The sequence below is a fragment of the Arthrobacter sp. D3-18 genome (assembly GCF_054408525.1).
Window position 1 is genome coordinate 1,024,748 of sequence record NZ_CP096440.1, and the last position, 25,015, is coordinate 1,049,762.

Genomic DNA, 25,015 nt, shown 5'->3' on the forward strand with positions numbered 1-25,015 from the left:
GTTGCTCCTATTTTGCCGCTTCGCCTGATAGCACCTTGCTCAGTTCCTCATTGGAGAGCTTCATCCAGGCCGAATCTGTGGACCCCTGTAAGGCGGCTTCCGGGCTCTGGGTCTGGACCCACCATTTAGCTTCGAAGACGTGCTGGCCCAGCATCACGCGGTCGCCCTTGTGATAGACGGTTGTGGCTGACCATGCCGGATATGTTCCGGCGGGAACGGTGACTTCAGGTTTGGGCCGGTCGCCGGGCAGGACGGGGCCGATCAGTTTCCACGGAGCAGCGGCCCTGTCCGGAACGGGATCGTTGGGCACGTCATCTTTGGTCCACCACTTGGCCTCGTAGACGTTGCCGTGCCAAACGATCCTGTCTGACTGCACATACGTGGCCGCAGGAGACCAGATCGGGTAAGGGCTGGTAGCGGGGTCATCCACTGCTGCGGTGGCCGTGGTTGTGCCCGTTGGCAGCACCGGAGCGGGGGAGTCCGTGGGTTTGGAATCAATGTCAGCACCGAGGACGTCAGAGAAACGTGTGTCACGCTGCGGCACGCCACTGCAAGCGTCGGACACAACGGTCAACGTGGGATAGTTTGGGCCGCATTCGGCGTCCCGGTTCAAGGACCACATGGACATCCTGCCTATGCCCTTACCCTGCGCAAACTCGTGCAAACCTTGGGCATCGGCGAGGGTGAAAACGTCGGCCACGATGTCGTTCTGCCCGATCATGGGGGTCAAGCCAATTTTGCGCCACAGGGTTTGTGCCCCAAGGCTCTGCTGGGCTGCGGAGTAGATTTCACCCAGTTGGGAGTGGGTCGCCTCGGCTGCAGCGATTGAGGCCTGCAGCATGGACTGTCCGGCCACACGGCTTTCGCCGTAGTCCATGGTCATGATGTTCACCCCGGCCAGTTCTACACCGGATGAGAGCATCTGCCCGACGGCGGCCGTCCCGTCCGCAGTCAGCCCCGCCGGAGCCACGGGTAGCGTCAACCAGACGGAGAGGCTCTTGCCCTCGGCTTGCCTTCCTTGCTGCACCGCGCCGATTGCTTGGGCTTGCCGTGCGATGGCTGCCTTATCCGTCAGGGCAGTTCCCTCGATGTCGAGGTCAATGGTGTTGAGGTCGTAGCGGTCAACCACGGTCGAGTAGGCCTGCTGAAGCCGGTCGCCGTCGGTGCACGCGGTGGCGAGTTCCTTGTTCGATAGCCCACCGAAGGAAACGGCGATGTCACCGCCGGTTTGCCGTAGCCTGGCTATGCGCCGGTCCAGATCAAGGTCCGAGGCGGCCGCGTCCAGGCTGTAGAAGGAGCCCCAGGACGGCGTGCACCCATCCTTGGAGTCGGCCACGATGAACGACAAAACCACGGACTTTGTGGTGTCGCTGACCGGCTGCTCGAACGCGTACCGAGGTGTCGCCGTCACATCGACGTAGCCCGTGAAGAGTGATGCAGACGCTGCCGCGGCACGGGTATCAGTGTAGTTACGCCAGGAAACGACGCCGGCCCCCACCATCACCGCTATGACCGCCAGCAGCACGGAGAGCCGAATCCAGGACAGCTTTCGCCCAGGAAAGTGCTTGGACATTAATCCCCCAACATTGAGACCCAAAATTCAGCGAGCAGAGTTAAGGCCCATGAATGAGGCCAAGAACTGTTCCAACAAATTCCGTGGACCACCCGGAAATCGTAAGGCTCCTGCTATCGATTACTATAAGGGCAATCGGCGAAGCTTTTGTTACAGAAGGCCGACGTTCAACCGGCTACAGGGCCGGAAGGCGCGGTTCACAGTTTGATGGGGAATAATGACGGACCAGTTGGTTGATTTGTCCGATGTGGAGCGGGATACCAAAGAGCTTCCTGCGGAGCGTCTGGAAAGTACGGGACGAAAGAGGCAATGGGGGTCGGAGCGACGGTCTGAACCGTTGCCCATTGTTCATCCAACGCCATCATCCCGAAAAATTGTTCTTGGCAGGCTTGCCATGCTCGTAACGGTTGGGGCGTGGCTTTATTACGTTGTCTCCACCATTATTCGGCAGCTGGTCGACAATCCGAACTCAGGATTCCGCTTCGGATTTGAGTCGGTTTCGTACCTTATTGTCGTCACGTTCCTGACGTTCTCCGCCTTGATGTACCTTATGGCCCGGCAAGGTGCCCTATACCGGTTCAAGGAACACCGCAGGGTTCCTCGGGGTGAACTTGATAATCACTTCGCCAACTACAAAGAGGCCGTGACGGTGTTGGTACCGTCCTACGCCGAAGAACCCCAAGTTGTGCGGGGTACGTTGTGGTCTGCCGCCCTTCAGGAGTTCCCGGATCTGCGGGTGGTGCTCCTGCTGGACGATCCTCCGCACCCTACGGAGCCGGAGAAGATCCACCGCCTTGAACAGACCAGGGCGCTGGCGGGGCAAATTGTAGATGCATTATCTGCTCCGGCCGAGCGCGCCAACAATGCCTTGGCCACCTTCCGGGAGAGACACGCGTCGACCCTCACAGCGGAGGCCCCTGCCACGGTTGACGCGGACGAGCTCCAACTCCTGATCGCGGAGTATGAGGCAGCGGTGGAGTGGCTGGAAGCGATGGCTGAGGCTGAAACCGTGGAAGACCATGTGGACGAGTTCTTCGTGGACCTGGTCATCATGGGACTGGCTCGTGAACTTCGTTTGGTTTTGTTGGCATTGAATGCAGCGGAGGCGCAGAATACGGCTCCAAACCCAGAACGGATGGAACAGCTTTACCTGAGGCTCACATGGATTTTCAACGTTCAAACCGAGACCTTCGAGCGTAAGAAGTATGCCAGCCTGTCCCACGAAGCCAACAAGGCCATGAACCTCAACGCCTACATCTCCCTCATGGGCAAACGCTGGCGGCGGGAAGAGACTGCTGGAGGCGTGGTGCTTCGCCCGTCCTTGGTTCCGCGTGACGACGATTTGCTGGTCCCGGACAGTACCTATTTGCTGACCTTGGATGCGGATTCCCTGCTGCTCCGGGACTACTGCCTGCGTTTGGTGTACTTCCTTGAATCTGCGGGCAACGAGCGGGTGGCAGTGACGCAAACACCGTATTCCTCGTTCCGAGGTGCGCCTACCCGGATTGAGAGGATCGCCGGTGCCACCACGGATATCCAGCACATTCTGCACCAAGGCATGACATTCTATGGAGCCACTTTTTGGGTGGGTGCCAACGCAATTATCCGTAAGCGCGCCCTCGAGGACATCGTTGAAGTTGAGTCGGTTGGCGGGTTCGAAATCCGCACCTATATTCAGGACCGCACCGTCATTGAGGACACCGAATCAAGCATTGACCTGGGCACCCACGGTTGGACGCTCGTAAATTATCCGGAGCGCCTGAGTTACAGTGCAACGCCACCGGACTTCGGTTCACTGGTGGTGCAGCGACGCCGCTGGGCCAACGGTGGTCTGTTGATCCTTCCCAAGCTCTGGAACCAACTCTCGCAGCGGCGAAACCAACGGCAACGGATACTCATCCGCGAAGTTCTCCTGCGTGTGAACTATATGGCGTCGATTACCTGGGCCAGCTTCGGGCTTCTTTTCCTGCTGGCTTATCCCTATGACAGCAGGCTCCTTAGCCCTGCAGTGTTTATAGCTGCCCTGCCGTACTTCCTATGCATGGGTTCAGACCTTCGCGATTGCGGCCATCGCTTTAGCGACATCTTCCGGATATACGGTTTCAACCTCATCCTGCTGCCGGTCAACCTCGCCGGCGTCTTGAAATCACTCCAGCAAGGCCTGACGGGGGACAAGATCCCCTTTGTCCGAACCCCCAAGGTCAAGGACAGGACAGCCGCCCCCGCCATTTACGTCCTGATTCCTTACGCCATCGTCGCGTTCTCGGTACTGACAGTTTGGAGGGACGCCCAACAGGGGAATTGGGGCAACGTTGCCTTCGCCTCACTGAATGCAGTGCTGGCCATGATGTGCATCCAGTCGTATATCGGCTTGTGGAACTCTGCGGTGGATGTTGTCCTGGGAGCAGTCAACTGGCTTTACGTCACGCCCAAACCGAAAGCAAAGCCTGAATCGTTGGTTGTCCCCAAAACAGCCGAGGAAGTTGATTGGGAATCAATCCTCTACCACGGCGACCGCAGGCTCAACCGGGACCTTCGCTGCGGAACCGACCGCCGTCGTCGAATTTCACTTCGCTGATCCTTCCGTTGACCCGCGAACAAGGGCATTGATCAACGAACCAAGGGACTGATCAACTAAACAGGGCCCTCCGCCATGTGGCGGAGGGCCCTGATTCATTGTTCTAAACGCTAGTCTGACCAGATGCCTCCGTCGAGCAGCGCTACGGCGCTGTCGAGGATGCCATCACTGGTGTCAGCAACAGCAATTTCCACCGTGACAGGTACGCCCGGCTGCACAGGAACGGAACACGTCAGAGCGGTGGTCATCCCGTCCATGGCGGTGTTGAATCCGCTTGCTCCGGCGGCATTGTCAATGTAATAACTTTCATTCGTGTGATCGTTGACGCTGTTGACGCTGATGGGGTTCTGGGTACCGGGCACCAACGCGCAGTTGGTTCCGTTGACGAACACGCCCATGACGTCGTTGTAGTTACTGCCCACGTATTCGGGGTATTCCTCGCTGGCGAAGAAGTAACGAACATGAAGGGTGTCGCCTGAAGGAATGATTTTGGCCCAGTAGGAGGCTGCATCAAAAGTAGGCAGACCACCGATGAAGTTGGACAGCGTGGTGTTTCCTGCTGTTCCCAGATCGCTGGAGGCCTCCTGTCCGGGTGTGCCTACGGAGTTCTGCATGTTGCCCGTGGACAAGATCCATGCGGCGCCACCGGGACCATAATCAGTGGCCCTGCCCCACTGGGACGAGTCACCTGCTCCGCCGTCGTCCTCCACGGCGATACCGTCGCCGAATACTTCCTTGGAGACGTCGTCAACCGGCGGTGTGGGCTTGCAGAGGTCACCTTCCCAGAGAACCAGGTTCTTGGTGATCTCCTTCTTCCACTCGTCCGTCAGCTTCATGCCAAAGACCTCGACGCCGGCGATCACACCTATGCGGCCAGCCAGCCCAACCTCGTGCGCGCAGGTTTCAGGGCCGGTGGCGTAGGTGGCGTAGGCGTCCAATCCACCAGTGAGCCCCGCGATTCCGTACAACTTTGCGGTCAGGGTGGGGCCGATGGTTACCGAAGATTCGCTGGTCAGCTGCGGCCCTTGGAACGTTGCTGCGGCGTTTCCGCCGTACTCAGCGACAGGCTGGAAGTTGCCGTCTTTGTAGGACATGCCAACCGTAGTGGTTGCAGATGCTGCCGCCGTGACGTAGGTGTCTGCGGTCCATTCGCTCTTGGCATTGAGGTCAATCGAGGAAATGAACTGAATGTCTACGGGGACCGGGCCCACTTGGATATGCGCCCAGGTGTTGACCGTGCCCAGGTTCTTTTCCGCGGTTCCTGTCAGGGTTCCCGTTGCCCGGGCGGTTGTTTTGGCGGACAAACCAGTGTCCAGTGTGAACTTCGCTTCTTTCAGTGACGCCCAGTGAATATCCACTTCTGCGTTGACAGCAGATTCAACGCCGAATTCACTGCTGAGTGCCAGAGTTCCGGTGCCTTCCACATCCACTGTCTTCCACGCCGTTCCTGTTACGGATTTGCTCAGGGTGTCAGAGAATTTGAACGTTTTCTCGAAGATGGGCAGGGACACGTCACTTGGGGTGGCCAACTCGTCTGCTGGAATTCGACCGCCGTTCCGGTTCAAGGGAGCCGCGGAGGCCTGCCCGTTGTCGATGACGTCCACACCGTCCGCAGGAATGAACTCCTGCTTCACGATGGTGGTGGTGGGGGTCACCAAACCGTTGGTGTCGTAAATGGCGTCCGGCAAGGTGGCCTGTTGGACAACAGCTGTCTGTTTGCCATCTGGAGCATTAGTAACCTGCTGAACGCGAACCAACATTCCGTCCGGGGTGAACTCCGAGAAACCAGAAACAAGTACGTTGCCGGGGTCGATATCCGGAGCTCCCGCACCCACGGAGTTGAACGTGATGGTTGTATCGCCCTGAACGTATTCCTGTGCCAGTGTGTTGGTATCAATCACCAAGGTATCCGGCGATGTCACAACACCATCTGCTGCAGGGGGCAACGATAGGCGGTACAAGTAAGCCGCCATGGCGTCACGGTTGATGGGTGACAGCGGGCGGTAGGAAGCGGTGCCGTCTCCGTTATCCCAACCCGTAGCGATTCCCTTCGCGTGAAGCCAGGAAATTTCCGTGTAGAACTGCGTTGTGCTGGTGATGTCAGAGAACGGAGGCGTTGCTGGCGCCTGGAAATCAGGTTTGTTTTCAAAGCGGTAAAGGAAGGCGGCCATGGCGTCACGGTTGATCGGCGCCGTAGGCCGGTACTCCCGTTTACCGTTTCCTACATCCCACCCGGTGGAGATTTCCTCCTGGTGAAGCCATGCCATTTCCTTGTAGTGCTGCTGGCCGGGACTGACATCCTGGAAGGGGGAGGTGCTTGGGGCCGTGTATTCCGGCGATCCTGCCAGCCGGTAGAGGAACGCAGCCATTGCATCACGATTGATTGCGGTCAAAGGACGGTATGTTCCGTCGGACCAGCCGGTGGAGATGCCTTCATTTGCCAGCCAGGACATTTCTTTCGCAAACATCATGCCTGCGGGTACATCGGTGAACGTCACGGCATTTTCTGTTTCGCCGGCAGCTGTCGCTGCCGTTTGGCCCGTAAGGACCAAAGAGGCACAAAAAATGCCGACCATGACGGTTCGGCTGGATCGGGAAAAGTGAGACCTTCGGGGGTGCCCCGCTTTGGGGCTGGGCATAGGTGTATCAGGTGATGTGTTCAAAGGGCGCTCTCTCATAAACATGAAACGGACAGCCACCAATTGCCTCATTGGCGGGAGCCCTGGGTGCGAACGGAATTACTGCGAGTCATTTATGGTTGCTTTGCGATACTGAGCTATCGCGAAGCCGGGCATTTCTTTTACCACTCCAGCAAGCTTCACATGTTAACGAATTTCGCTGTTGCCGTGATCATAAAGGTCTTTTAGTTATTAAGTCCATATGCACCACAAGTATGAAGCAAGGGGCCTGTCTGTTGCAGTGTCAACAAAGCTGGGGCGGCCAGATCAGCTCGATGCGGGCAATGCCTCGTTCGGTGGCCGGCTCCCTGCGGGCTCAGAAGGTAGTAGCAGGACCCGCCAAGTCCAGGACAGCGCGGACGATGCTGTCGGTGTCCACCCCGTGGTAGCGGTAGACGTCGTCGATACCGCCCGCCTGTCCAAAGGCATCGACGCCAAGGTTTCGGCTTCTGACTTGGTGCACGTTGGCGAGGAACGCCAGAGTGTGGGGGTGACCGTCCAGCACGGTGACCATGGGGACGGCGCGTTTGGCGGGCAGGATTTGATCCAGGATCCAGGACGGTGCGTCCTGGGTCTGTCCGTTGCGACCCTGCAGCGCTTCGTAGAGAAGACCGGGACTCGTAACGCAGACGACGTCCACGGGAGTGCCTTGCGCGGCGAGGCGCTCGGAGGCCGCAAGCGCTTCGGGGACCAATGCGCCCATGGCGACGATCGTGGCGGTCGGTGTCGCGGCCGCGCGCAACATGTAGCCGCCAGCAACCACTTGCCGACGGCGACGCTCACGGGCGGCGGGATCCTCCGGTACCGCGGCCAGTTGTTGGTCGACGGGTTTTGTGGAGAGCCGCAGGTAGGCGGATTTGCCGTCCGGTCGTCCGAGTTGGGACATGGAGGCGAGCAGCGTCCACTCTACGTCGATGGCGAAGGCCGGTTCGTAGCTGGTGCAGCCGGGCTGTTCCAGGCCGATGGACGGCGTCTTGATGGACTGATGGGCACCGCCCTCGGGCGCCAGCGTGACGCCCGACGGCGTGCCTACCAGGATCGATTGTCCGCCAGCGTAGATGCCGTAGGACCATGGTTCCAAGGCGCGCTCAACGAACGGGTCATAGAGCACGCCGATCGGGAACAACGGCTGGCCCCAGCGGCTCCAAGTTGCGCCAAGCTCGCCCAGGAGGCTGACAAGATTGACCTCCGCTATGCCGAGTTCGATGTGCTGCCCTGTGGGCTTTTCACGCCAGTGCATGACCGTCTCTGTATCATCGCTGAACCAGTTCCGGCGCTCTTCCACTGACCAGACGCCCACCTTGTTCAGCCAGCCGGCGAGGTTGGTGCTGGAACTCACGTCCGGGCTAACAGTGACCAATCGGCGGGCCACATCGGGCGCCGCCCGGGTGACGTCCAACAGGGTACGGCCCAGAGCCGCCTGTGTGGTTGCCGTGCCCGAGGGCGTCCTGCCGAAATCTGCCGGTACTGAGGGTGGGGCGACCACAGGCTCCGCGGTGCGCCGGAGGGCTTCGGCCGTAATTCCCACCAGTTGCCCTTCGGTACTTGCGGGATCGAACCGCGTCCATGGCGAGTCCGGGTTCTCGCCCATTCTGTGGGCGAGTTGGCGGTACTGATCGGTAGACAGCAGCGAGGAGTGGTTCTGCGGATGCCCTTCGGTGGGCAGCCCGTTGCCCTTGATGGTGTAAGCAATGATGACCGTGGGGCGGGTGTCATCGATCTGCGCGTAGGCCTCGCGCAATGCGGCGTGGTCGTGCCCGCCCAGGTTCCTGATGGCCTGGGTCAGGATCTGGTCCTCGACGCCGGCAATAAGTTCCGCGATGTCCGCACCCCCTGCGCCCTCGCCCGGGAGCCTGCTGCGCAGCTCCTCGGCGGAGCAGCGCAGAAGCCGCTGGTATTCGGGATTGGACATGTCAACGATGCGTCTCCGGAGTGCATTGCCTCCTGGCCTGGCCATGAGACTTTCCAAGAGATGGCCGAAGCGTACGGTGATGACCTGCCAGCCAGCGGCCTCGAAGAGGCGCTCAATCTTGCCCGCGGCAATGTTTGGCACCACCCGGTCAAGGGACTGCCTGTTCAGGTCGACGATCCAGACGATCTCACCAAGATCTGCAACGTTCGAGTCCAGCACTGCCTCCCAGACGGCGCCCTCGTCCAGTTCGGCGTCGCCGACGAGCGAGTACTGGCGCCCACGGTTCGGTGTGCCGCTCACGGTCTCTATGTAACGCCGCGAAATGGCACCCCAGATTGGCGCGGTGGCACCGATGCCGACGGATCCCGTGGAGTAGTCAACGGGATCCGGATCCTTGGAACGGCTGGGATAGCTCTGCAACCCGCCGAACTCACGCAGCGTTGTGAGGTACTTTTCATCCAGGCTGCCCAGAAGGTAGTTGATGCCGTGGAGCACCGGGGAGGCGTGGGGCTTCACCGAGACACGGTCCTCGGCGCGGAGCTGCCCGAACCACAGTGAGGTCATGATCGTGGCAATGGAGGCACTCGAGGCCTGGTGCCCGCCCACCTTGATGCCGGATGTGTTGGGCCGCACTCTGTTTGCGTGGTGGATCATGGATGTCGCAAGCCACAGGACGCGGCGTTCGATCACGGCGAGTGCTTCCAGCTGGGGGTCCTCGAGGGTCGGGGCGGTCTTCGCCGCCAGGTCATGGCTGACTGGGGTCAGGTTCATCGGATGCCTTAAAGGGTGTGTTGATGGGCAGGGGGGGAGTCGCGGATGCAGCGGAAGTTGGGGCGCGTGGCTCGTGAGCGCGAGTAGCTATTGGGCGATCAGTAGTCCGCGTTTGAGGACTCCAAGCGGTGTTGCGAGAGTGCTGATGTCCTGCAGGGGGTCCGCCGCGGTGACGATGAGGTCGGCCCACAGGCCGGGCCTGATGCGACCCGCCTGCGTCTCCACCCCGAACATGTCGGCTGCTTCACACGTGGCAGACTTCAGTGCATGCTGTGCTGCCAGTCCGGCGTCGACATAGCGTTCCAACTCGCGGGCAAGGAGATCAAAGGTGACGTGGGCAGGGCCTGCGTCCGTTCCTGCCACGATTGACAGGCCGGAGTGGAGGAACTCGGTCACATTGGTAAATCGCGATTCCAGCCGGGCCACCACATTGCGGTCCTGTGGGTTGGAGAGTACTGGGTGGCCCTCCCGCAACTGCCGGGAAACGATGTCCGCTGAAATGACGGTGGGCACAACGTGGATCCCGGCATCGGCGGCCTTTCGTAATAGCTCGCGATCGGGAGCGCACTGCTCATCCGGCCCCAGCATCGAGGCGTGCTCCAACGAGTGCACGCGTGCCTCGATGCACGCGGCCATCGAGGAACTGGCATGGGCATGGGCTGCGGTCCTCATGCCGTAGGAGCCGGCGATGACTACCGCCTCACGGAGCAGGATGGGGTCGAATTCAAAGACGCTTGGACTGGTTCCGGGAGTAAATCCGCCTCCGCTGGCCATGAGCTTGATCCAGGTGGCGCCGGCCGCGTGCTGTTCGGCGATGATGGTCTCGATGTCCTTACGGGTGCGTACCTCTCCGCCCATGTCGTGACCGTGCCCGCCCACGCGGCAGATCGGTGCACCGCAATGAACCACGGTGGCGACATCGGACACCATGCCCAAGGCTGCCCTCATGGGAGCAAGCAGGTGCCTGGGTGTCCCGCAGTCCCGCACCGTGGTTATTCCTGCACGAAGCGCAATCCGCGCATTCGCCACAACCTGCGCAACGATCTCGTCATCGCTGCTGCCCTGATAGGTTCCCTTCGGGTCATCACCGCCATCGAAGGCCAGATGGACATGGGCATCCATCAGTCCTGGAGCCAGGAACCTGCCCTTAAGGTCCAGGACGCTGCCCGTGCCCGGTTCACTGCCGGCAGGAACGATACGGGAGATCTGCCCTGCCTGTAGCCACACATCGCTCAGGGAACCGGACGTGCCCGACTCGGGATCAACAACACGTGCATTGAGCAGCACAGTGACGTCGTCGCCTGTCCGGGCTGCGCGGCTGACGCTGTACGGTACGGGACGGTCCGTCACATCAAAGGTGATGGTCATGTTAGTTGCTCCTTGTGCTTACGTGCATCGAGTAGGTTTCGTCCAGCAACTCCCTGAGCGCGTCAGCGGCGAGGCGTACGTCTTCCGTTCCCACGTCCAGATGGGTGACGGCACGAATCGTGGAGGGGCCAAAAGCGCCCATCCGGATCCCGCTGGTCTGCAGCAGGCGATCCACCAGCACTGCCGCGGTGACAGGGGAGTCGACCAAGTCAAAGAGGACAATATTTGTCTGCACTGTGAGCGGATCGATCGAGATATGAGGGTTGACAGCAAGCAGTTCAGCCAAAAGGCGGGCATTCCCATGGTCATCTGCGAGCCTGTCCACGTTGTTGCGGAGGGCAAACGTACCCGCTGCCGCCACAATGCCGGATTGACGCATGGAGCCACCCCACCTTTGCTTGAGCCGCCAGGCCTCACTGATGAAGTCAGCGTCGCCGGCCAGCACTGCTCCTATTGGGGCGCCCAGTCCCTTGCTGAGGTCCAGCCAGACTGAGTCGAACGGGGCACAAAAGTCGTGGGCGGATACGCCGGTGGCCACCACCGCATTGAGCAGGCGGGCGCCATCCATGTGGGTTTTGATCTGGTTGGCCCGTGCCACACTCGTCACTGACGTGATGCCCTCCAGCGACCAGCACGTGCCGCCTCCGAGGTTGGACGGCTGCTCAATGGAGAGCACCGCGTTCCTGGCGAATGACCTGCCCTCAGGGCGGAGCGCCGCTTCAAGCTGGGCAACCGAAAACACGCCATGGTCTGCTTTGATCGGCCTGTACAGGGCACCGGCGAGGGCGGGAGCCCCGGTTTCCTCATGGCACAGCGAATGCGCGGTCTCGTCAACAAGAATCGCGTCGCCGGGGCGGCAGTGCAGAGCATAGGAGATCTGGTTGCACATGGTCCCTGAGGGCAGGAAGACAGCCTCCTCCTTGCCCAGGAGCTCGCGTGTCAGGGCAACCAGTTCGTTGGTGGACGGATCTTCACCCTTCTGCTCGTCCCCGACTTCGGCGTTTGCCATGGCGTGGCGCATGGCCTTTGTTGGCCGGGTAATAGTGTCGCTGAACAGGTCGATTCTGATGGGATGGCTCGATCCGACGGGAATCACTGTGCGGCCTTGGGCGCCGTGGCAGTGCGGGGCTGGAACAACTTGTATCCGTCCCGTGGAATGCCCACGCGCACGTGGGAGGAATCCGTGCGCTCACGGGTTTCGACCACCAGGGCCTGCTCGCCGACTCCCACCCTGTACCGGAAATGATGGCCGTGATATGACCTCTCAAGGACCGGACCATTGACAGTCATTTCGTAGCCGTCTGACGACGCATCGTCAGGCAACAACGCCAGCGCTTCCGGACGAACGGCAACCACTACGCCGTCGGAATCAATTGCGGATGGTACGTGGATCGCTTGGTCCAACCCGTCGATCTTGATGGTCAGGATCCCCTTTGAGCGGCCAATCACTGTTCCCTCCAGCAGGTTGCTGGTGCCAACAAAATCAGCAACGAAGAGATCGGCAGGATCGTTGTAGATCTGCTCCGGAGTACCAATCTGGCGGACGGTTCCAGCAGACATGACAGCAATTTTGTCGCTCATTGCCAGGGCTTCGTCTTGATCGTGGGTCACAAATACTGTGGTGACGCCAATCTTGCGTTGCAACTGAAGCAACCAATCGCGGGTCCGTTCCCGCAGCTTGGCATCAAGATTGGAAAACGGCTCGTCCAGGAGCAGTAAGCGCGGAGGGAAAGCCAAGGCGCGCGCCAGTGCCACCCGCTGCTGCTGCCCGCCGGAGAGCTGATGTGGATAGCGGTCTGCCTGGCCAGAGAGGTCAACCAGCTCGAGCACTTCATCGACGCGTTTGCGGAGTGCCTCGGCCTTATAGCGTCGCAGCCGTAGCGGATAGCCCACGTTGTCGCGGACTTTCATGTGCGGCCACACGGCATAGGACTGGAAAACCACGCCGCAGTCGCGGCGTTCCGGCGGCAGGAAGGCGGAGGAGTCGTGGTTGAACAGGGTTTGGTCGCCCACAACAATGCTGCCGCCGTCCGGCTTGAGCAGTCCTGCGATGGACCAGAGTGTTGTGGATTTGCCGCAGCCGCTTGGCCCCAGCAACGTCAGGATCTGTCCGTCGGAGGCTGTCACCGACACGTTGTCCAGGACCGTCAGACGGCCAAACTTCTTGGTGAGATTGGTGATGACCAGATCAGACATTAGGGCGAACTCCAAACAGGATGCGTCCTGCGCCCAGGACAGCTGCGGTGATAACGAGTTGGATGACTCCGAGGGCGGCCACGGTGCCGCCGAGGCCATTTGCTGCGATTTGAAGCATGGCCAGTCCCAGAACCTGGGTTTCAGGGGTCACCAGGAAAACTGCGGCGTCGGCTTCATTGAGCATTGCTACAAACAGCAGGACGTATGAGATGCCCATGGCTGGCCTCAGCAGGCTGAGAATGATGGTGCGCATCGCCGTCCACCAATCGGCCCCGGCCGAGCGCGCGGCGCGGTCCAGGTCCGCACCCAGCGCGGCAAGTGACGGGTAGAACGCGGCGTAACCCATGGCGAGCGCACGGACCCCGAAGGCGATTCCCACCGCCCAAAGTGTGGCTCTGAAAGTTCCGGACTGATCCAGGATTGCAAACGTCCAGAAGAAGGCCATGCCGGTGATAAGGCCTGGGACGGCCCGGGGATAAAGCACGATGTGCTCCAAGGATCCGCGGAACCGGAAGCTGGAACGGTGGGCAACCAATGCGATGACGGCGATGCAGGCGGTCGCGATAGCGGCGCCAACTGTGGCAATCAGCAAGCTGTTGCCAATGGCTCCGGTGTAGAGCGGATTGGTCAGAATCGCAGAGAAATGGTCAAGTGTCAGCAGGCTGAACGGGTTGATCGCAGGGGTCAGGACAGCGGTGACCGAGGCGAGAACCACTCCGCTGAGCGGCACCAGGGTTGCGCAACCCAGAACAACTCCGACGCCGGCGGACAGCAGCCAGCCGAAGGCGCCTAATTTGACGACGTTTGCCGGTCTGGACGATTTGCCGCCGGTCGTGGTGAAGCGGGCGAGGTCGCCGGCCAGGCGGTTGCGCAGCAACAGCAGCAAAGTGACGGCGAGCAACAACATGACGGCTCCTGCAGGGAGAACTCCTCCACCGCCGTCGGCGCTTCCAGTCCACTGCCGGTAAAGGTAGGTGGACATCATGTCGATGTTCTTTGAAGTACCAAGGATGAGCGGAATGCCCAGGGTTTCCAGCGCCAAAGCGAAGACCAGCAGCCCGGAGTTGAGTAATGCCGGGCGCAGCAACGGCAGAGTCACCGAGAGCAAGGCCCGGACGGGACCGGCGCCAGCACAACGGGCGGCTTCCTCGAGTGTCGAATCGCCTGAGGACAGCGTCCCCCGGGCAAAGAGGTAGACCACAGGCGAGCCAAGGACGGTCCCCATGACCACCATTCCTGCAACACTGTAGAGGTCAAAGGGGACTGTGAACGGCGTGTACTGCTCCAGTAGATGTGTGGCATATCCGTTCTTCGACCACATTGACTGCCACCCGACGATGAGCACTAGTCCAGGCAGGACCAACGGCAGGACGATCAAGGCCGAGTAGAGCCTCCGCAACGGGAGGTCGGTGCGGGCTACCAACAAGGCAACTGTGGTTCCAACCAGAACTGACCCGATGGTGGCGAAGACGGCGAACTGCAGGCTGTTGGCGACGGCTGACCACCAGAGTGGATCGGTCGCCAGTTTCCCGAAGTTGTCCAGGGTACCGCTGCCGCCGCCCTCATAGAGCGGGGTGGACCACAGTGATGACCAGACGATCGGCACGATCGGACCGAGGATCAGCAGGACTGCGAGGACCCAGACACCGTAGTGGATGACTTTCTCCGGCAGCCATGCACGCTTGATGTTTCCAACACCCGGCGGCGGGGGCGGGGCCTTGGGGTCTGTAAGTATGGAGCTGCTCATCGCCCGAATGCTTCTTTCCAGCGGTTCTTGAAGGCCGGTGCATCGTTCACCAGGGCCTCATCCCATGTGGCGATGTTGATGTTCTCTGCACCCAACTGCTCTGTTACCTTCGCCAGGTTCACCGGGCAGTCCACCCCGTCCAGGTAGGGCGCGAATCCGCCGGCGCAACCGGCCGTCTGGCCGGCTTTGTCGATCAGGAAGTTGAGGAACACTTTGGCCGCATTGGGTGACTTACCCCCGGTTGTTGCTCCGGCACCGCGGGGCATGAAGGGTGTTCCGTCCTTGAAGAACTTGTAGTTCAGCACCTTCGCGGTAGCGCCGGTGAGGAGTGGCCGGGTAGCGCCGGACTGGAAGTAGGACAGGGTGTACTCGCCCTGCAGGAGTTTGTTGTACATGGGCCCTGCACTGGCTTCCACCTTGGTGTTCTTGCCTAGCTGATCCAGGACGTTCCAGCCAGCCTCTCCCGCCTTGGCTATGTAGGCGTGATTAACCGTGTAGCCAAACTCGGTAGTGCCGTCATAGGTGACGATCTTCCCTGTGAGTTTGGGGTCGCTGGACATCTTGGCGAGGGCTTCAAGGGAATCGGGTTGTTCGGATTCGGGCAGGAGGGTGGTGTTGATCAGTGCCATGACCGGGTTCAGTTCCATTGCGAAGACCCCGGGGGCGAGTTTCGCGAAGTCGGGCAGTGGCGCGGAGGCAGGCGGTGTGAAGTCCTGGATGTCACCACGCTTGACCAGATCGAGGAAGTTCGCGCCTTGCAGGCTGACGATGACGTCCGCCGTCTTGCCGCCAGTGGCTTTCTCATTGAGGTAGCGCTGGAAGCTTTCGGTTCCGCCAAGGCTGATGTAGCTGGTCTTGATGTCGGGATACTGCGTTTGGAAAGCAGCCAGTACCGGTTTCATGGTGGCCTCATTCGCCTCGCCGTAAACCAAAAGCGAGCCTTCCTTGCGGGCGGCGTCCAGGATTGCCGGGTCCATTGCTGCTGCCGTCGGAATGTCCGTCTTGACGGCGTAGGCGTTGGGGGCGTCATTCCCGGTGCTGCAGCCTGTCAGAGCTGCGAAGCCGCAAAGTGCAGCAACAGCGACTATTGCACGTCGTTTCATGTGGGACTCCTTTGTCACGGCACTGAACTTTGTGATGGGACGGTGCTTTGGGTTATCGCGTGGGACGGAAACTCTCGGAAGGGGCGCCGCAAGCGCCTGGGAAAACCTGTCCATCGGGGTGTCTCGTTCTTGCGTTGTTTCTCTGGGTCTACGAGCCACCTTGGCGTCCCGTAAGTGAATCGGCATCGGTTGTCGAGGTACTTCTGTCCGGTGCTTGTGTTGCGGGGAACCTTCACATGTCTGCCACGGTGAGGCATCGCTGTCTCGCGTCAACTTGGTTATCCGTAAGTGAAGTTCAGTGATCCGCAGGTTGTTCTTAAACTTTGGCACGTAGCGGGCTATTGCGCAATAAGTGAATGCGACTAATCTTGTGAACATGAATAAGTCCTCCACCGCTCCGGAGCGCGGCACTAGGCCGCGGAACCGGCGCGCCCTGATTCTTGCTGCGGCAGGTGACCTCTTCGTGCAGAAGGGATACCCCCAAGTCAGCATGACCGATGTGGCCAAGGCGATGGCAGTGCAGCCATCCGCCCTCTATAGACATTTCCCGGGCAAGGGTGAGCTTCTTCGCGAGGCAGTGGTGGCCAGCCTCCAGCCCGTTTTGGATAGCATTACCCAGACCCCCGACGGCGACTTTGAACAGTTGGTCACGGCGCTGGGACGGGCAATTCTGGTGCACCGGGAAAATGGTGTCCTGTGGGAGCGTGAATCCCGCCATCTCCCGCCTGCCATTCGCTTCGATATTGCCAGCGGTATCAAGTTCGCCATCAGCAGCAAGCTGCAGTCCGGCGGCTCCGCTCTGCCCGCTGCCGAGGCGAACCTGCGCGCGTGGGCCATGTTTGCAACGATGATCAGTGTGTCGCACGACCCAAATCGGCTCTCGCGTGCGGATGAAGAATTCCAGCTGACCACGCTCGCCCGCACGCTACTGGTCATGCCAATGCCCCCGATTGAAGCGGCGGCGAATCACCGTGGGGGGTCCATTGACTTACCGCGCACCCGGCGTGAGGCGTTGTTGGCAGCCTCAATCCGACAGTTTGCTGCGAACGGGTTTGATGCCGTCAGCCTTGACGACATCGGTGCCGAAGTTGGAGTGGCGGGTCCCAGCATTTACCGCCATTTTGACAGTAAGGCGGAAATGCTTGCCGCAGCACTGCATCGCGCCAAAGAAGTGCGGTGGATGGATATGTCGCGGGCTCTCACTGAAGCCGTTGATGCAGCTGAGGCGCTGGAGCGGATCCTTTCCTCATACATTGCTTTCTCACTGGGAAGCCCGGAATTCCTGCAACTGGCCGTGTCCGAACGTCCGCACCTTCCCGAAAGGGAGTTGCGGAACCTGATGGAGGCCCAGGGGGACTACATCACCGATGTCGCCTCGTTGGTCCAGGACGTTTACCCCGGCGTCGATCAAGAAGTGGTCAGGATCCGGGTGAAAGCGGCGTTGCATGTAATCAGCAGCGTTGTCCGCACTCCGTTCCTCCGGGACATCCGTGGCATCCAGGAAATTCTTGAGCAGATTGCCACAGGCCTTATAGCTCCCACGACCCAGTGAGGGGCCGTGCGTCCTCAAGACCACTGACCGTCTGAGTTTTCCGCCCGCATTCCCTGAGAAATGAGATCTTGCGCACAAAGCATCTCAGTCATAAGATAATGACTACTGAAGTAATCTGCATCACTTCAAAGCTCATTCTGAGACAGGTGCCTTAGGCAGCCCTGATCACCAGGGCCCACGCATAGCGGGGCCGACTGTTCGCAAAATTACCTGGAGGCACAATATGAGTGCAGTGGTCGCACAACCATCGGGCGCGAGTTCTCCGAGGAAGGTCGCCTTCGCGAGCCTCATCGGCACGACTATCGAGTGGTACGACTTCTTTATCTACAGCACCGCAGCGGTGCTCGTTTTCCACCAGCTCTTCTTCCCTGGCTTCGACCCGACAACCGGGACCCTGCTTGCGTTCTCGACTTTCGCGGCCGGCTTCGTCGCCCGTCCCATTGGGGCCATCGTCTTCGGCCACTTCGGTGACAGGGCAGGCCGGAAGCCGATGATGGTCCTCACCATCCTGATCATGGGCATTGCCACCGTAGCCATCGGACTACTGCCCACCTACGACTCGATAGGCGTGTTCGCCCCGATTCTTCTGGTCGTACTGCGGCTGACCCAAGGATTCGCACTCGGGGGAGAGTGGGGTGGTGCAGTGCTGATGGCTACCGAACATTCCCCCGAAGGCAAGCGAGGCTATTTCGGTAGCTGGCCGCAGGCAGGCGTTGCAGTCGGGCTGATCCTTGCCATGACCTTGTACATACCCCTGGAGTCGATGTCGGAGGACGCCTTCATGGCCTGGGGGTGGCGGGTCCCGTTCCTCCTCAGCGCGGTACTGGTAATCACTGGCCTGGTTATTCGTGTGAAGGTCGCGGAAAGCCCGGAGTTCGATCGAGTCAAGGCTGACCACGGCGTTGTGCGTCTGCCTGTAGTCGAGGTGCTTCGGACACACCCCAAGCAAGTGTTCCTTGTAGCGGGCGCCAGCCTGGCACCGGGAATCTTCTTCTACCTGATCACCGTGTACAACTTTGTTTACGCAGGGAAATCCGGAGAGCTGGATTCGACGGCGATGTTAGTCCTGGTGATCGTCACCTCTGCGATTGGCTTCGTGGTTACCCCGATCGCCGGGGCGCTCTCAGACAAATTCGGCGGGCAACGCGTGTACTTGTGGGGCCTCGTGCTCATCGTGATCGTTGCCTTCCCTCTGTACTTTGCCCTTGACGGGGGCACTCTTGGCCTCATCGCCGCGTGCTACGTTGCGGCAACGGTGGCTGTCTATATCCCCTGGGCGCTGTCGCCGGCATACTTCTCCACTGCTTTTGACGCAAAGGTGCGTTATAGCGGACTGTCCTTGGCTACTACGCTCGGCAACCTCTTCGGCAGCGCCATTGCACCCCTTATTGCCGGGGCTCTGTTTGCTGCGACAAATGCGTCTGTCTCAACATCGCTTTACGTTTTCGTCGCCGGGACGGTGTCGATCACCTGCGCTGTTTTGCTCGGACGGGTCATCCGAAAGAAGGCATCGCAGGCGGGGAGACGCACCGATGCGACCGCGGTTTATGAGGTCCCCGCATCCACGTATTCGGAGTGATACAAAGCATTCCCCAGCAGGAACAGCTCGTCTTGATCAGTCACCGACGACAGACACGGGCGCCATATCAAACGCCAACAAAGGAAGGAACTACCATGAGCGGCAACGATCAACAGTTCAAAACATTCACGCTGGAACGAGCAACACCCACCATCGGAGCGTACATCCATGGACTGGATCTACGTGAAGAGATCACCCCGGAATGCCGGACGGAGCTACGGGAAGCTTTCCTCGAGCACCAAGTACTGTTTCTCCGCGATCAGCACATCACCCCGGATGATCAGATCGAATTCGCCAAGGTTTTCGGCGACCCCCAGGAAGTAAGTGCATTCTTCCCCTCCCTCCCCGAATATCCGCACATTGAGGTGCTGGAGTCGCGTGGCCGGGCTGCGGGGACCGACGTCTGGCACTCGGACTTGACCTGGCAGGCGACGCCGAACTCCGCTACCTGCCTTCACGCCCAGGAAATTCCGCCGTGCGGCGGGGATACGCTCTGGGCGAGTATGACCGCCGCGTATGACGCTCTGCCGGAGAACGTGAAAAGCGTCATTGACGGTCTTGAGGGAGTGCACGACTGGGAAAAGGAACTCACCGGCGTTGTCCGCCAGGGTCCCGACGGCGAGGCGCGCTACGAGGATACCCGGCGGAAGTATCCACCCATGACGCACCCCGTTGTGCGTAAGCATCCGGAAACCGGCCGCAAGCTTGTCTACGTCAACGCGTTGTTCACCACCCGGCTCACGGGCATTTCCACCCAGCTGGGGGACTCGCTGAGAAACATGCTCACCGACCTCGCCAGGACCCCGGAATACCAGGTTCGCTTCCGTTGGGAACCGAACTCCCTGGTGATCTGGGACAACCGCTCCACCCAGCACTATGCGGTGGGGGACTACCACCCGCATTACAGGCTGATGCACCGGGTCACCTTGAAGGGCGACCGCCCGGCATAGTGCGCGCTGGAACCGTGCCGGGCGGCCTGTTTCGGGTCGCCCGGCAAAAAGGCCCCTACCGGGCGAAAGCGAAAGAAGGCTGACCAATGCGAGTCCAGAAACTAGGGGCGGGGCTGATAGCCCAGAGCCAGTCCGCCCTTCCACCATTTATTTTGCATCGGCCTACTTCGCTCGGAGAAGCTGTGGCTCTAACCCGGCAGCATCCAGAAGCTGTGATTGCGGCGGGTTGTTCGGATCTGGTGGCTCAATTTCGTGAGGGATTGGAGCCGGGGGTTCTGATTTCCGTGCAACAAATCAAGGAATTGCGTGCAATTTCGAAGAGTGCCGGGGTTCTGAGCATTGGCTCCTTGGTAACTCACGCTGAAGGCAGCAGAAGCCCGGAGATACTATCCACAATGCCTGCCCTGGCGGCAGCCTGGGGATCAATTGCGACAGTACGAATCCGCTATCGCGGCACCCTCGGAGGCAATCTCCTTTCCCGTCGATATCGATATGAAATGCCTGTCATTCTCGCGGCACTGGGTGGGCAGATGCAGTTTCATGGCGGTGACATTACAGCCCTGCCCGTCTCGTCACTATGGGACCGGAACCTTGGCAACGTAGGTATTCTGACCGCCGTCGCCGTCGACACTGCGTCCCTGCTGTGGTTCGGCTACGAGCGGTCAATGCGCCCGGTGAGCACCGTGTCCCTCGCGGTACGAAGGAACCCGGTGGGCGGCATCACCGTTTCTGCCGTCTGTGGCAGTGAATACCGGCAGCCTTTTCTCCTGTCGCATACTGCCGAGGCAACTGACATCACCGTGCTCGACCCGGTCTCCGTGGGCCGGGTCCTGGCGGCTCAGCTTCCCGAGGAGGCGGGCGACTACGCGGGGTCCATCGATTATCGGCGACATCTGGTGGGCGTTCTCTGCCGCCGTCTTCTTGCCGAAGCAACCGGTAACCAAAGGAAAGGATAGCCGGCCATGAGCCTTGAATCACCGGAATCAAGCGAGGATACATTCAGCCACCAGGTTGAATTCGAGCTGAACGGAAACCCGGAACGGCATTGTGTCCCTACCAGTGCCACGGTCTTGGACCTGCTGCGCAACAGCTGCGGTAAACAAGGGGTCCGTGCGTCATGTGAGCGCAGTGTCTGCGGTGCCTGCACTGTTTTGGTTGATGACATTCCTGTAGCTGCGTGTTCCACATTTGCCTTCGACGTCGACGGTGCGCGTGTTGAAACGGTTGAGGGCTTGGCTGCCCAGGACGGCACGTTGAGCGCCCAGCAGGAGGCGTTCAGGGAATGTGGCGGCTTCCAATGCGGCTTCTGCACATCCGGCATGCTGATGCTGACCACGGCGCTGCTGCGGCAGAATCCACAACCGGAGAGGGACCAGATCCGGGAGTGGATCAGTTCAAACACCTGCCGGTGTACAGGCTACGAGATGATTTTGGAATCCGTGGAGCGTGCCGCAGAACTGGCTGGGGCCAAGCAGCAGGACCAGGTTTCCGAATGACCGGGTTCGCGAATCCTTGCGCTCCGGACGACGCGCCGATCGTGGGACGCGACCGCCCACGCTTGGACAGTACGGTGAAGGTCACCGGCCGTGCCGTCTACACGGTGGACATTGAGAAGCCCGGGATGCTTCACGCTAAGGTCTTGCGAAGTCCGCATGCGCACGCCCGGATTCTAAGTATCGATGCTTCGGCCGCCCGCTCCCTGGCAGGAGTCACTGCCGTGGTCACCCGCGAGGAAATCACTGGACTGCATTCCTACGGTACATACGTCAAAGACCAGCCGATTGTGGCCACAGACTCGGTCCGCTATGTTGGCGACGTCCTCGCTGCAGTGGCCGCCGTGGATGAACGCACCGCTTTCGCGGCACTGGATTTGATCCGTGTTGAGTACGAGCAACTTCCGGCTGTCTTTGATGTAGGAGCTGCGATGGAGCCCTCCGCGCCCGCCATTTTTCCGGACCAGCCCTTCGCCGCCTATCCCGAGTACGGCGATGGCGCCTCGGGGGCGGCACACACTGCCCACAACGTGAGCTACGAATTCCGCTACGAAACGGGAGACGAGAGCGTGTGGGCGGATTGTGACTACATCTTCGAGGACACCTTTACCTTCTCCCGCATGAACCACATGCATCTGGAGCCCTTTGCCACTGTTGCCGAGGCGACAGCGAACGAAATCGAAGTATGGACCTCTACTCAAAGCCCTTTTCCAATGCGCAAGGAACTGGCGAGGGTTTTCGGGCTGCCTGAAAATGACATCCGGGTCAACGTCCCGCTACTGGGCGGCGGCTTTGGTGCCAAGAACGGCCCAAAAACGGAGGCGATCGCTATCCGGCTCTCACAGTTGTCGGCTGGGCGGCCGGTGCGTTATTGCATGAGCACAGAAGAAGTCTTCCTGACATTGAGCCAGCATGATGCCGTCCTCACGGTCAAATCCGGGCTCAAGGCAGACGGTGAGTTCATGGCGCGCCAGTCGCGGGTGCTGCTTAACGGTGGGGCTTATGCGGATGCCAGCCCGTTGGTGGCGGAGAAAGCAGGGTATCGGATGCCCGGGGCCTACCGCTGGAAACGCATAGATTCCGTCTGCCAGGCAGTAATCACCAACACCGTCCCTGCCGGCGCCTACCGTGGTTTCGGCGCAACCCAGGCCACCTGGGCAAGTGAGCGCCAAGTTGACCTGATCGCCGAGCGGTTGGGTTTCGATCCCTTGGAGCTTCGCCTAAAGAACGCCAAGGAACTGGGGGAGGAGTTCGTTCCCGGAGAAACGCCCATCGATTCGGACCTTAAGCATGGCCTGAACCTGGTGGCGGACGCTATCGGTTATCGCAACCGTACGCGCTCCAGTAACCGCGGCATGGGAGTCGCCATTGGCATCAAGGATGGTGGTGGCGTCAACAAGCCTGCCCAGGCCCGGGTAAAGGTGACCACCAACGGCGATGTGTTCCTGAATTGCGCCCTGGTGGAAATGGGTCAAGGCGGTCATTCGGCGCTGTGCCAGATCGTGGCGGAGACGCTTGGATGCGATCCGAAGCGGGTGAAGTATGCCGCTATCGACACCGACAACACCCCCTTCGACCAAGGCACCAACGCCTCTTCTGGCATCGCAGTCATGGGGCAGGCCGTCCTGCAGGCTGCAGAGCGAGTGAAGTGTTCGGTGCTGGACACGGCGGCCGAACACCTGATGCTGGACCGGCAATCGATCCGTTTGGACAACTGGCACATCGTCGATGCTGAAGGCATCACCTATGAGCTCCCGCCGCTGATTATGGACAGATTCGGCGGAACGGGATTCGAGTTTACGGCGGACGGCTACTACAAGGTCCGTAACTCCAGCAGCGCACCCCTGGAAGCACCCTGCATTTTTTGGGAGATCGGTTGGGCAGCTGCCGAAGTGGAGGTTGATCCGGAAACCGGTCGGGTGGAGCTTTTGCAGCTGGTGGTCAGTGGGGACGCCGGCAAGGTGGTGAACAAGTTGGGTTGCCGCGGCCAGGACGAGGGCGCAGCGGTCTTCGGGTTGGCGCAGGCACTCTTCGAGGAACTGCGGTACGAAGATGGTGAGCTGCTGAATGGTGAGGCTCTCCTCTATCGGGTGCCTTTGGCTGAGGACGTACCACGGCGCTTTTCCTCCATTACCCAGGAACAAGGCCATGGGGCCGGACCTTTTGGGACCAAGGGGATGGGTGAGGGTGGCATGCTTCCCATTGCTCCAGCGATTGCCCAAGCCATCGCTGACGCCACGGGGGCACAGCTCACATCGTTGCCCATGACGCCCGAACGCGTCTACAACGGCATCCTCGCTGCGCATGTTCGCCAAGGCGGGGCTGACGGAAATGCGTGAGGTGATGCAGGCGCTGGAGAAATCATTGCTGAGCGATCAACATGTCGCCTTGGCCACGGTAGTCCGCACGGAGGGCTCCGCGCCTCGGGCGGTGGGAACGTCCATGCTTGTCACCGAAGACGGATCGCCGGTCGGGTCCGTTTCGGGTGGATGCATTGAGGCAAGTGTGATCGAAGCAGCAGCCGGGGTCCTCGCCAGCGGGGTTCCGGAGCTCCACCGATTTGGCATTTCAGACGATGACGGTTTCGGCATCGGGCTGACGTGCGGCGGCAGCGTTGAGATTTTCATCCAGAAGTACGCTCCGGCCTCATGCCCACAGTTTGTGTCACTGCAGAGGGCGCTGAAGGAAAATCTGCGCTGCGCCATGGTCACCATTTTCGACGGCGTGCCCGGCTTGGTGGGCCGATCCGAACTGGTCCTGCAAACTGCGGATATCGAAGAGCTGTTTGAAGGTACAGCCATTGCTCCCAATGCCGTCCGCGCCGCCGGGATTGCAGTCCAGGAGGCAATAGTCTCTGGAAGTACGACGTCGGTCACTCTCCAGGCGGCCGCCGGCACCGAAGAGCCGCTGTCCTTGCTGATCGACGTCTACTGTCCGGCCCGTAGGCTGCTGATCTTCGGGGCCATCGATTTCTCCGCCTCCTTGGCCCAGTTGGGGGCTTTCCTCGGCTTTCACGTCACTGTTTGCGATGCCCGTGCTGTCTTCGCGACGGCCGGGCGTATTCCCTCAGCCCATGAGATCGTGGTCGATCAACCGGCGCGCTACCTGCAGAAAGAAATCGCACTGGGAAGGCTCGCCCCGGATGCAGCTATCTGTGTGTTGACCCATGATGCCAAATTCGATGTTCCGGTCCTTGATGTAGCCCTGAGACACGGTTTTGCGTACATCGGCGCGATGGGTTCACGCCGAACTGCCAGTGACCGCCGGGAGCGGTTGATTGGTTTGGGGCACACCGATCGGTCGGTGGCACCTCTCCGCTCGCCCATCGGCTTGGGCCTTTCCGCTTCCACGCCCGCTGAAACTGCCGTTTCCATCATGGCGGAGATCGTCGCTGCCAAGAACCAGAGCTCAGGCCTGCCCTTGGCGTACACCAGCGAGCCGATCCACCGAAAGGCACTGGAGCATGAAGGCTCAAAACCAAAATAACTTTGAACCTAAATATCTTGACAGAAAGT

The 25,015-nt window shown here is 60.3% G+C and carries 16 protein-coding genes; 8 read left to right on the forward strand and 8 right to left on the reverse strand.

Going from position 1 to position 25,015, the window contains the following annotated elements; all coding sequences use genetic code 11:
• Positions 1–7 precede the first annotated feature (7 nt).
• The gene (locus M1D89_RS06865) at positions 8–1,573 is read right to left on the reverse strand and encodes a chitinase (protein WP_498649222.1); all 1,566 of its coding nucleotides are present in this window, start codon (positions 1,571–1,573) and stop codon (positions 8–10) included.
• A 394-nt stretch (positions 1,574–1,967) separates the two neighbouring features.
• Between M1D89_RS06865 and M1D89_RS06870 the strand changes: the two genes are divergently transcribed.
• Entirely contained in the window at positions 1,968–4,151 is a 2,184-nt protein-coding gene (locus tag M1D89_RS06870) for a glycosyltransferase family 2 protein (RefSeq protein WP_498649224.1), read from the forward strand.
• Positions 4,152–4,261: 110 nt separating this feature from the next.
• On the opposite strand, the gene M1D89_RS06875 is transcribed toward M1D89_RS06870, so the two are convergent.
• The 7 genes from M1D89_RS06875 to M1D89_RS06905 form a co-directional block, all read right to left on the reverse strand.
• The gene (locus tag M1D89_RS06875; protein ID WP_498650912.1) at positions 4,262–6,829 is read right to left on the reverse strand and encodes a choice-of-anchor L domain-containing protein; all 2,568 of its coding nucleotides are present in this window, start codon (positions 6,827–6,829) and stop codon (positions 4,262–4,264) included.
• Between the two features lie 316 nt (positions 6,830–7,145).
• Positions 7,146–9,512, reverse strand: a complete 2,367-nt coding sequence (locus M1D89_RS06880; RefSeq protein WP_498649226.1) for a thiamine pyrophosphate-binding protein — start codon at positions 9,510–9,512, stop codon at positions 7,146–7,148.
• A gap of 87 nt (positions 9,513–9,599) precedes the next feature.
• On the reverse strand, positions 9,600–10,880 hold the full coding sequence (locus tag M1D89_RS06885) for an amidohydrolase family protein (RefSeq protein ID WP_498649228.1): 1,281 nt from the start codon (positions 10,878–10,880) through the stop codon (positions 9,600–9,602).
• Position 10,881: 1 nt separating this feature from the next.
• On the reverse strand, positions 10,882–11,976 hold the full coding sequence (locus M1D89_RS06890; protein WP_498649229.1) for a threonine aldolase family protein: 1,095 nt from the start codon (positions 11,974–11,976) through the stop codon (positions 10,882–10,884).
• Complete coding sequence (locus tag M1D89_RS06895) at positions 11,973–13,076, reverse strand: ABC transporter ATP-binding protein (RefSeq protein WP_498649232.1); 1,104 nt, start codon at positions 13,074–13,076, stop codon at positions 11,973–11,975. The genes M1D89_RS06890 and M1D89_RS06895 overlap by 4 nt, the downstream gene beginning before the upstream one ends.
• On the reverse strand, positions 13,069–14,823 hold the full coding sequence (locus tag M1D89_RS06900) for an ABC transporter permease (protein WP_498649234.1): 1,755 nt from the start codon (positions 14,821–14,823) through the stop codon (positions 13,069–13,071). Before M1D89_RS06900 ends, M1D89_RS06895 begins: the two co-directional genes overlap by 8 nt.
• Entirely contained in the window at positions 14,820–15,926 is a 1,107-nt protein-coding gene (locus M1D89_RS06905) for an ABC transporter substrate-binding protein (protein ID WP_498649236.1), read from the reverse strand. Before M1D89_RS06905 ends, M1D89_RS06900 begins: the two co-directional genes overlap by 4 nt.
• Before the next feature lie 376 nt (positions 15,927–16,302).
• On the opposite strand from M1D89_RS06905, the gene M1D89_RS06910 reads away from it, so the two are divergent.
• The 7 genes from M1D89_RS06910 (at position 16,303) to M1D89_RS06940 (ending at position 24,986) form a co-directional block, all read left to right on the forward strand.
• Positions 16,303–17,478 carry a TetR/AcrR family transcriptional regulator gene (locus M1D89_RS06910; protein WP_498649237.1) on the forward strand — a complete coding sequence of 392 codons (1,176 nt, stop codon included), beginning with the start codon at positions 16,303–16,305 and terminating at the stop codon, positions 17,476–17,478.
• Between the two features lie 223 nt (positions 17,479–17,701).
• The gene (locus tag M1D89_RS06915; RefSeq protein ID WP_498649239.1) at positions 17,702–19,057 is read left to right on the forward strand and encodes an MFS transporter; all 1,356 of its coding nucleotides are present in this window, start codon (positions 17,702–17,704) and stop codon (positions 19,055–19,057) included.
• A 95-nt stretch (positions 19,058–19,152) separates the two neighbouring features.
• The gene (locus M1D89_RS06920; protein WP_402934898.1) at positions 19,153–20,007 is read left to right on the forward strand and encodes a TauD/TfdA dioxygenase family protein; all 855 of its coding nucleotides are present in this window, start codon (positions 19,153–19,155) and stop codon (positions 20,005–20,007) included.
• A gap of 86 nt (positions 20,008–20,093) precedes the next feature.
• The gene (locus M1D89_RS06925) at positions 20,094–20,963 is read left to right on the forward strand and encodes an FAD binding domain-containing protein (protein ID WP_498649241.1); all 870 of its coding nucleotides are present in this window, start codon (positions 20,094–20,096) and stop codon (positions 20,961–20,963) included.
• Positions 20,964–20,969: 6 nt separating this feature from the next.
• Entirely contained in the window at positions 20,970–21,503 is a 534-nt protein-coding gene (locus M1D89_RS06930; protein ID WP_498649243.1) for a (2Fe-2S)-binding protein, read from the forward strand.
• Entirely contained in the window at positions 21,500–23,839 is a 2,340-nt protein-coding gene (locus M1D89_RS06935) for a xanthine dehydrogenase family protein molybdopterin-binding subunit (protein ID WP_498649245.1), read from the forward strand. The genes M1D89_RS06930 and M1D89_RS06935 overlap by 4 nt, the downstream gene beginning before the upstream one ends.
• Positions 23,805–24,986, forward strand: coding sequence for an XdhC family protein (locus M1D89_RS06940; RefSeq protein ID WP_498649247.1), 1,182 nt, complete (start codon positions 23,805–23,807; stop codon positions 24,984–24,986). The genes M1D89_RS06935 and M1D89_RS06940 overlap by 35 nt, the downstream gene beginning before the upstream one ends.
• Positions 24,987–25,015 lie beyond the last annotated feature (29 nt).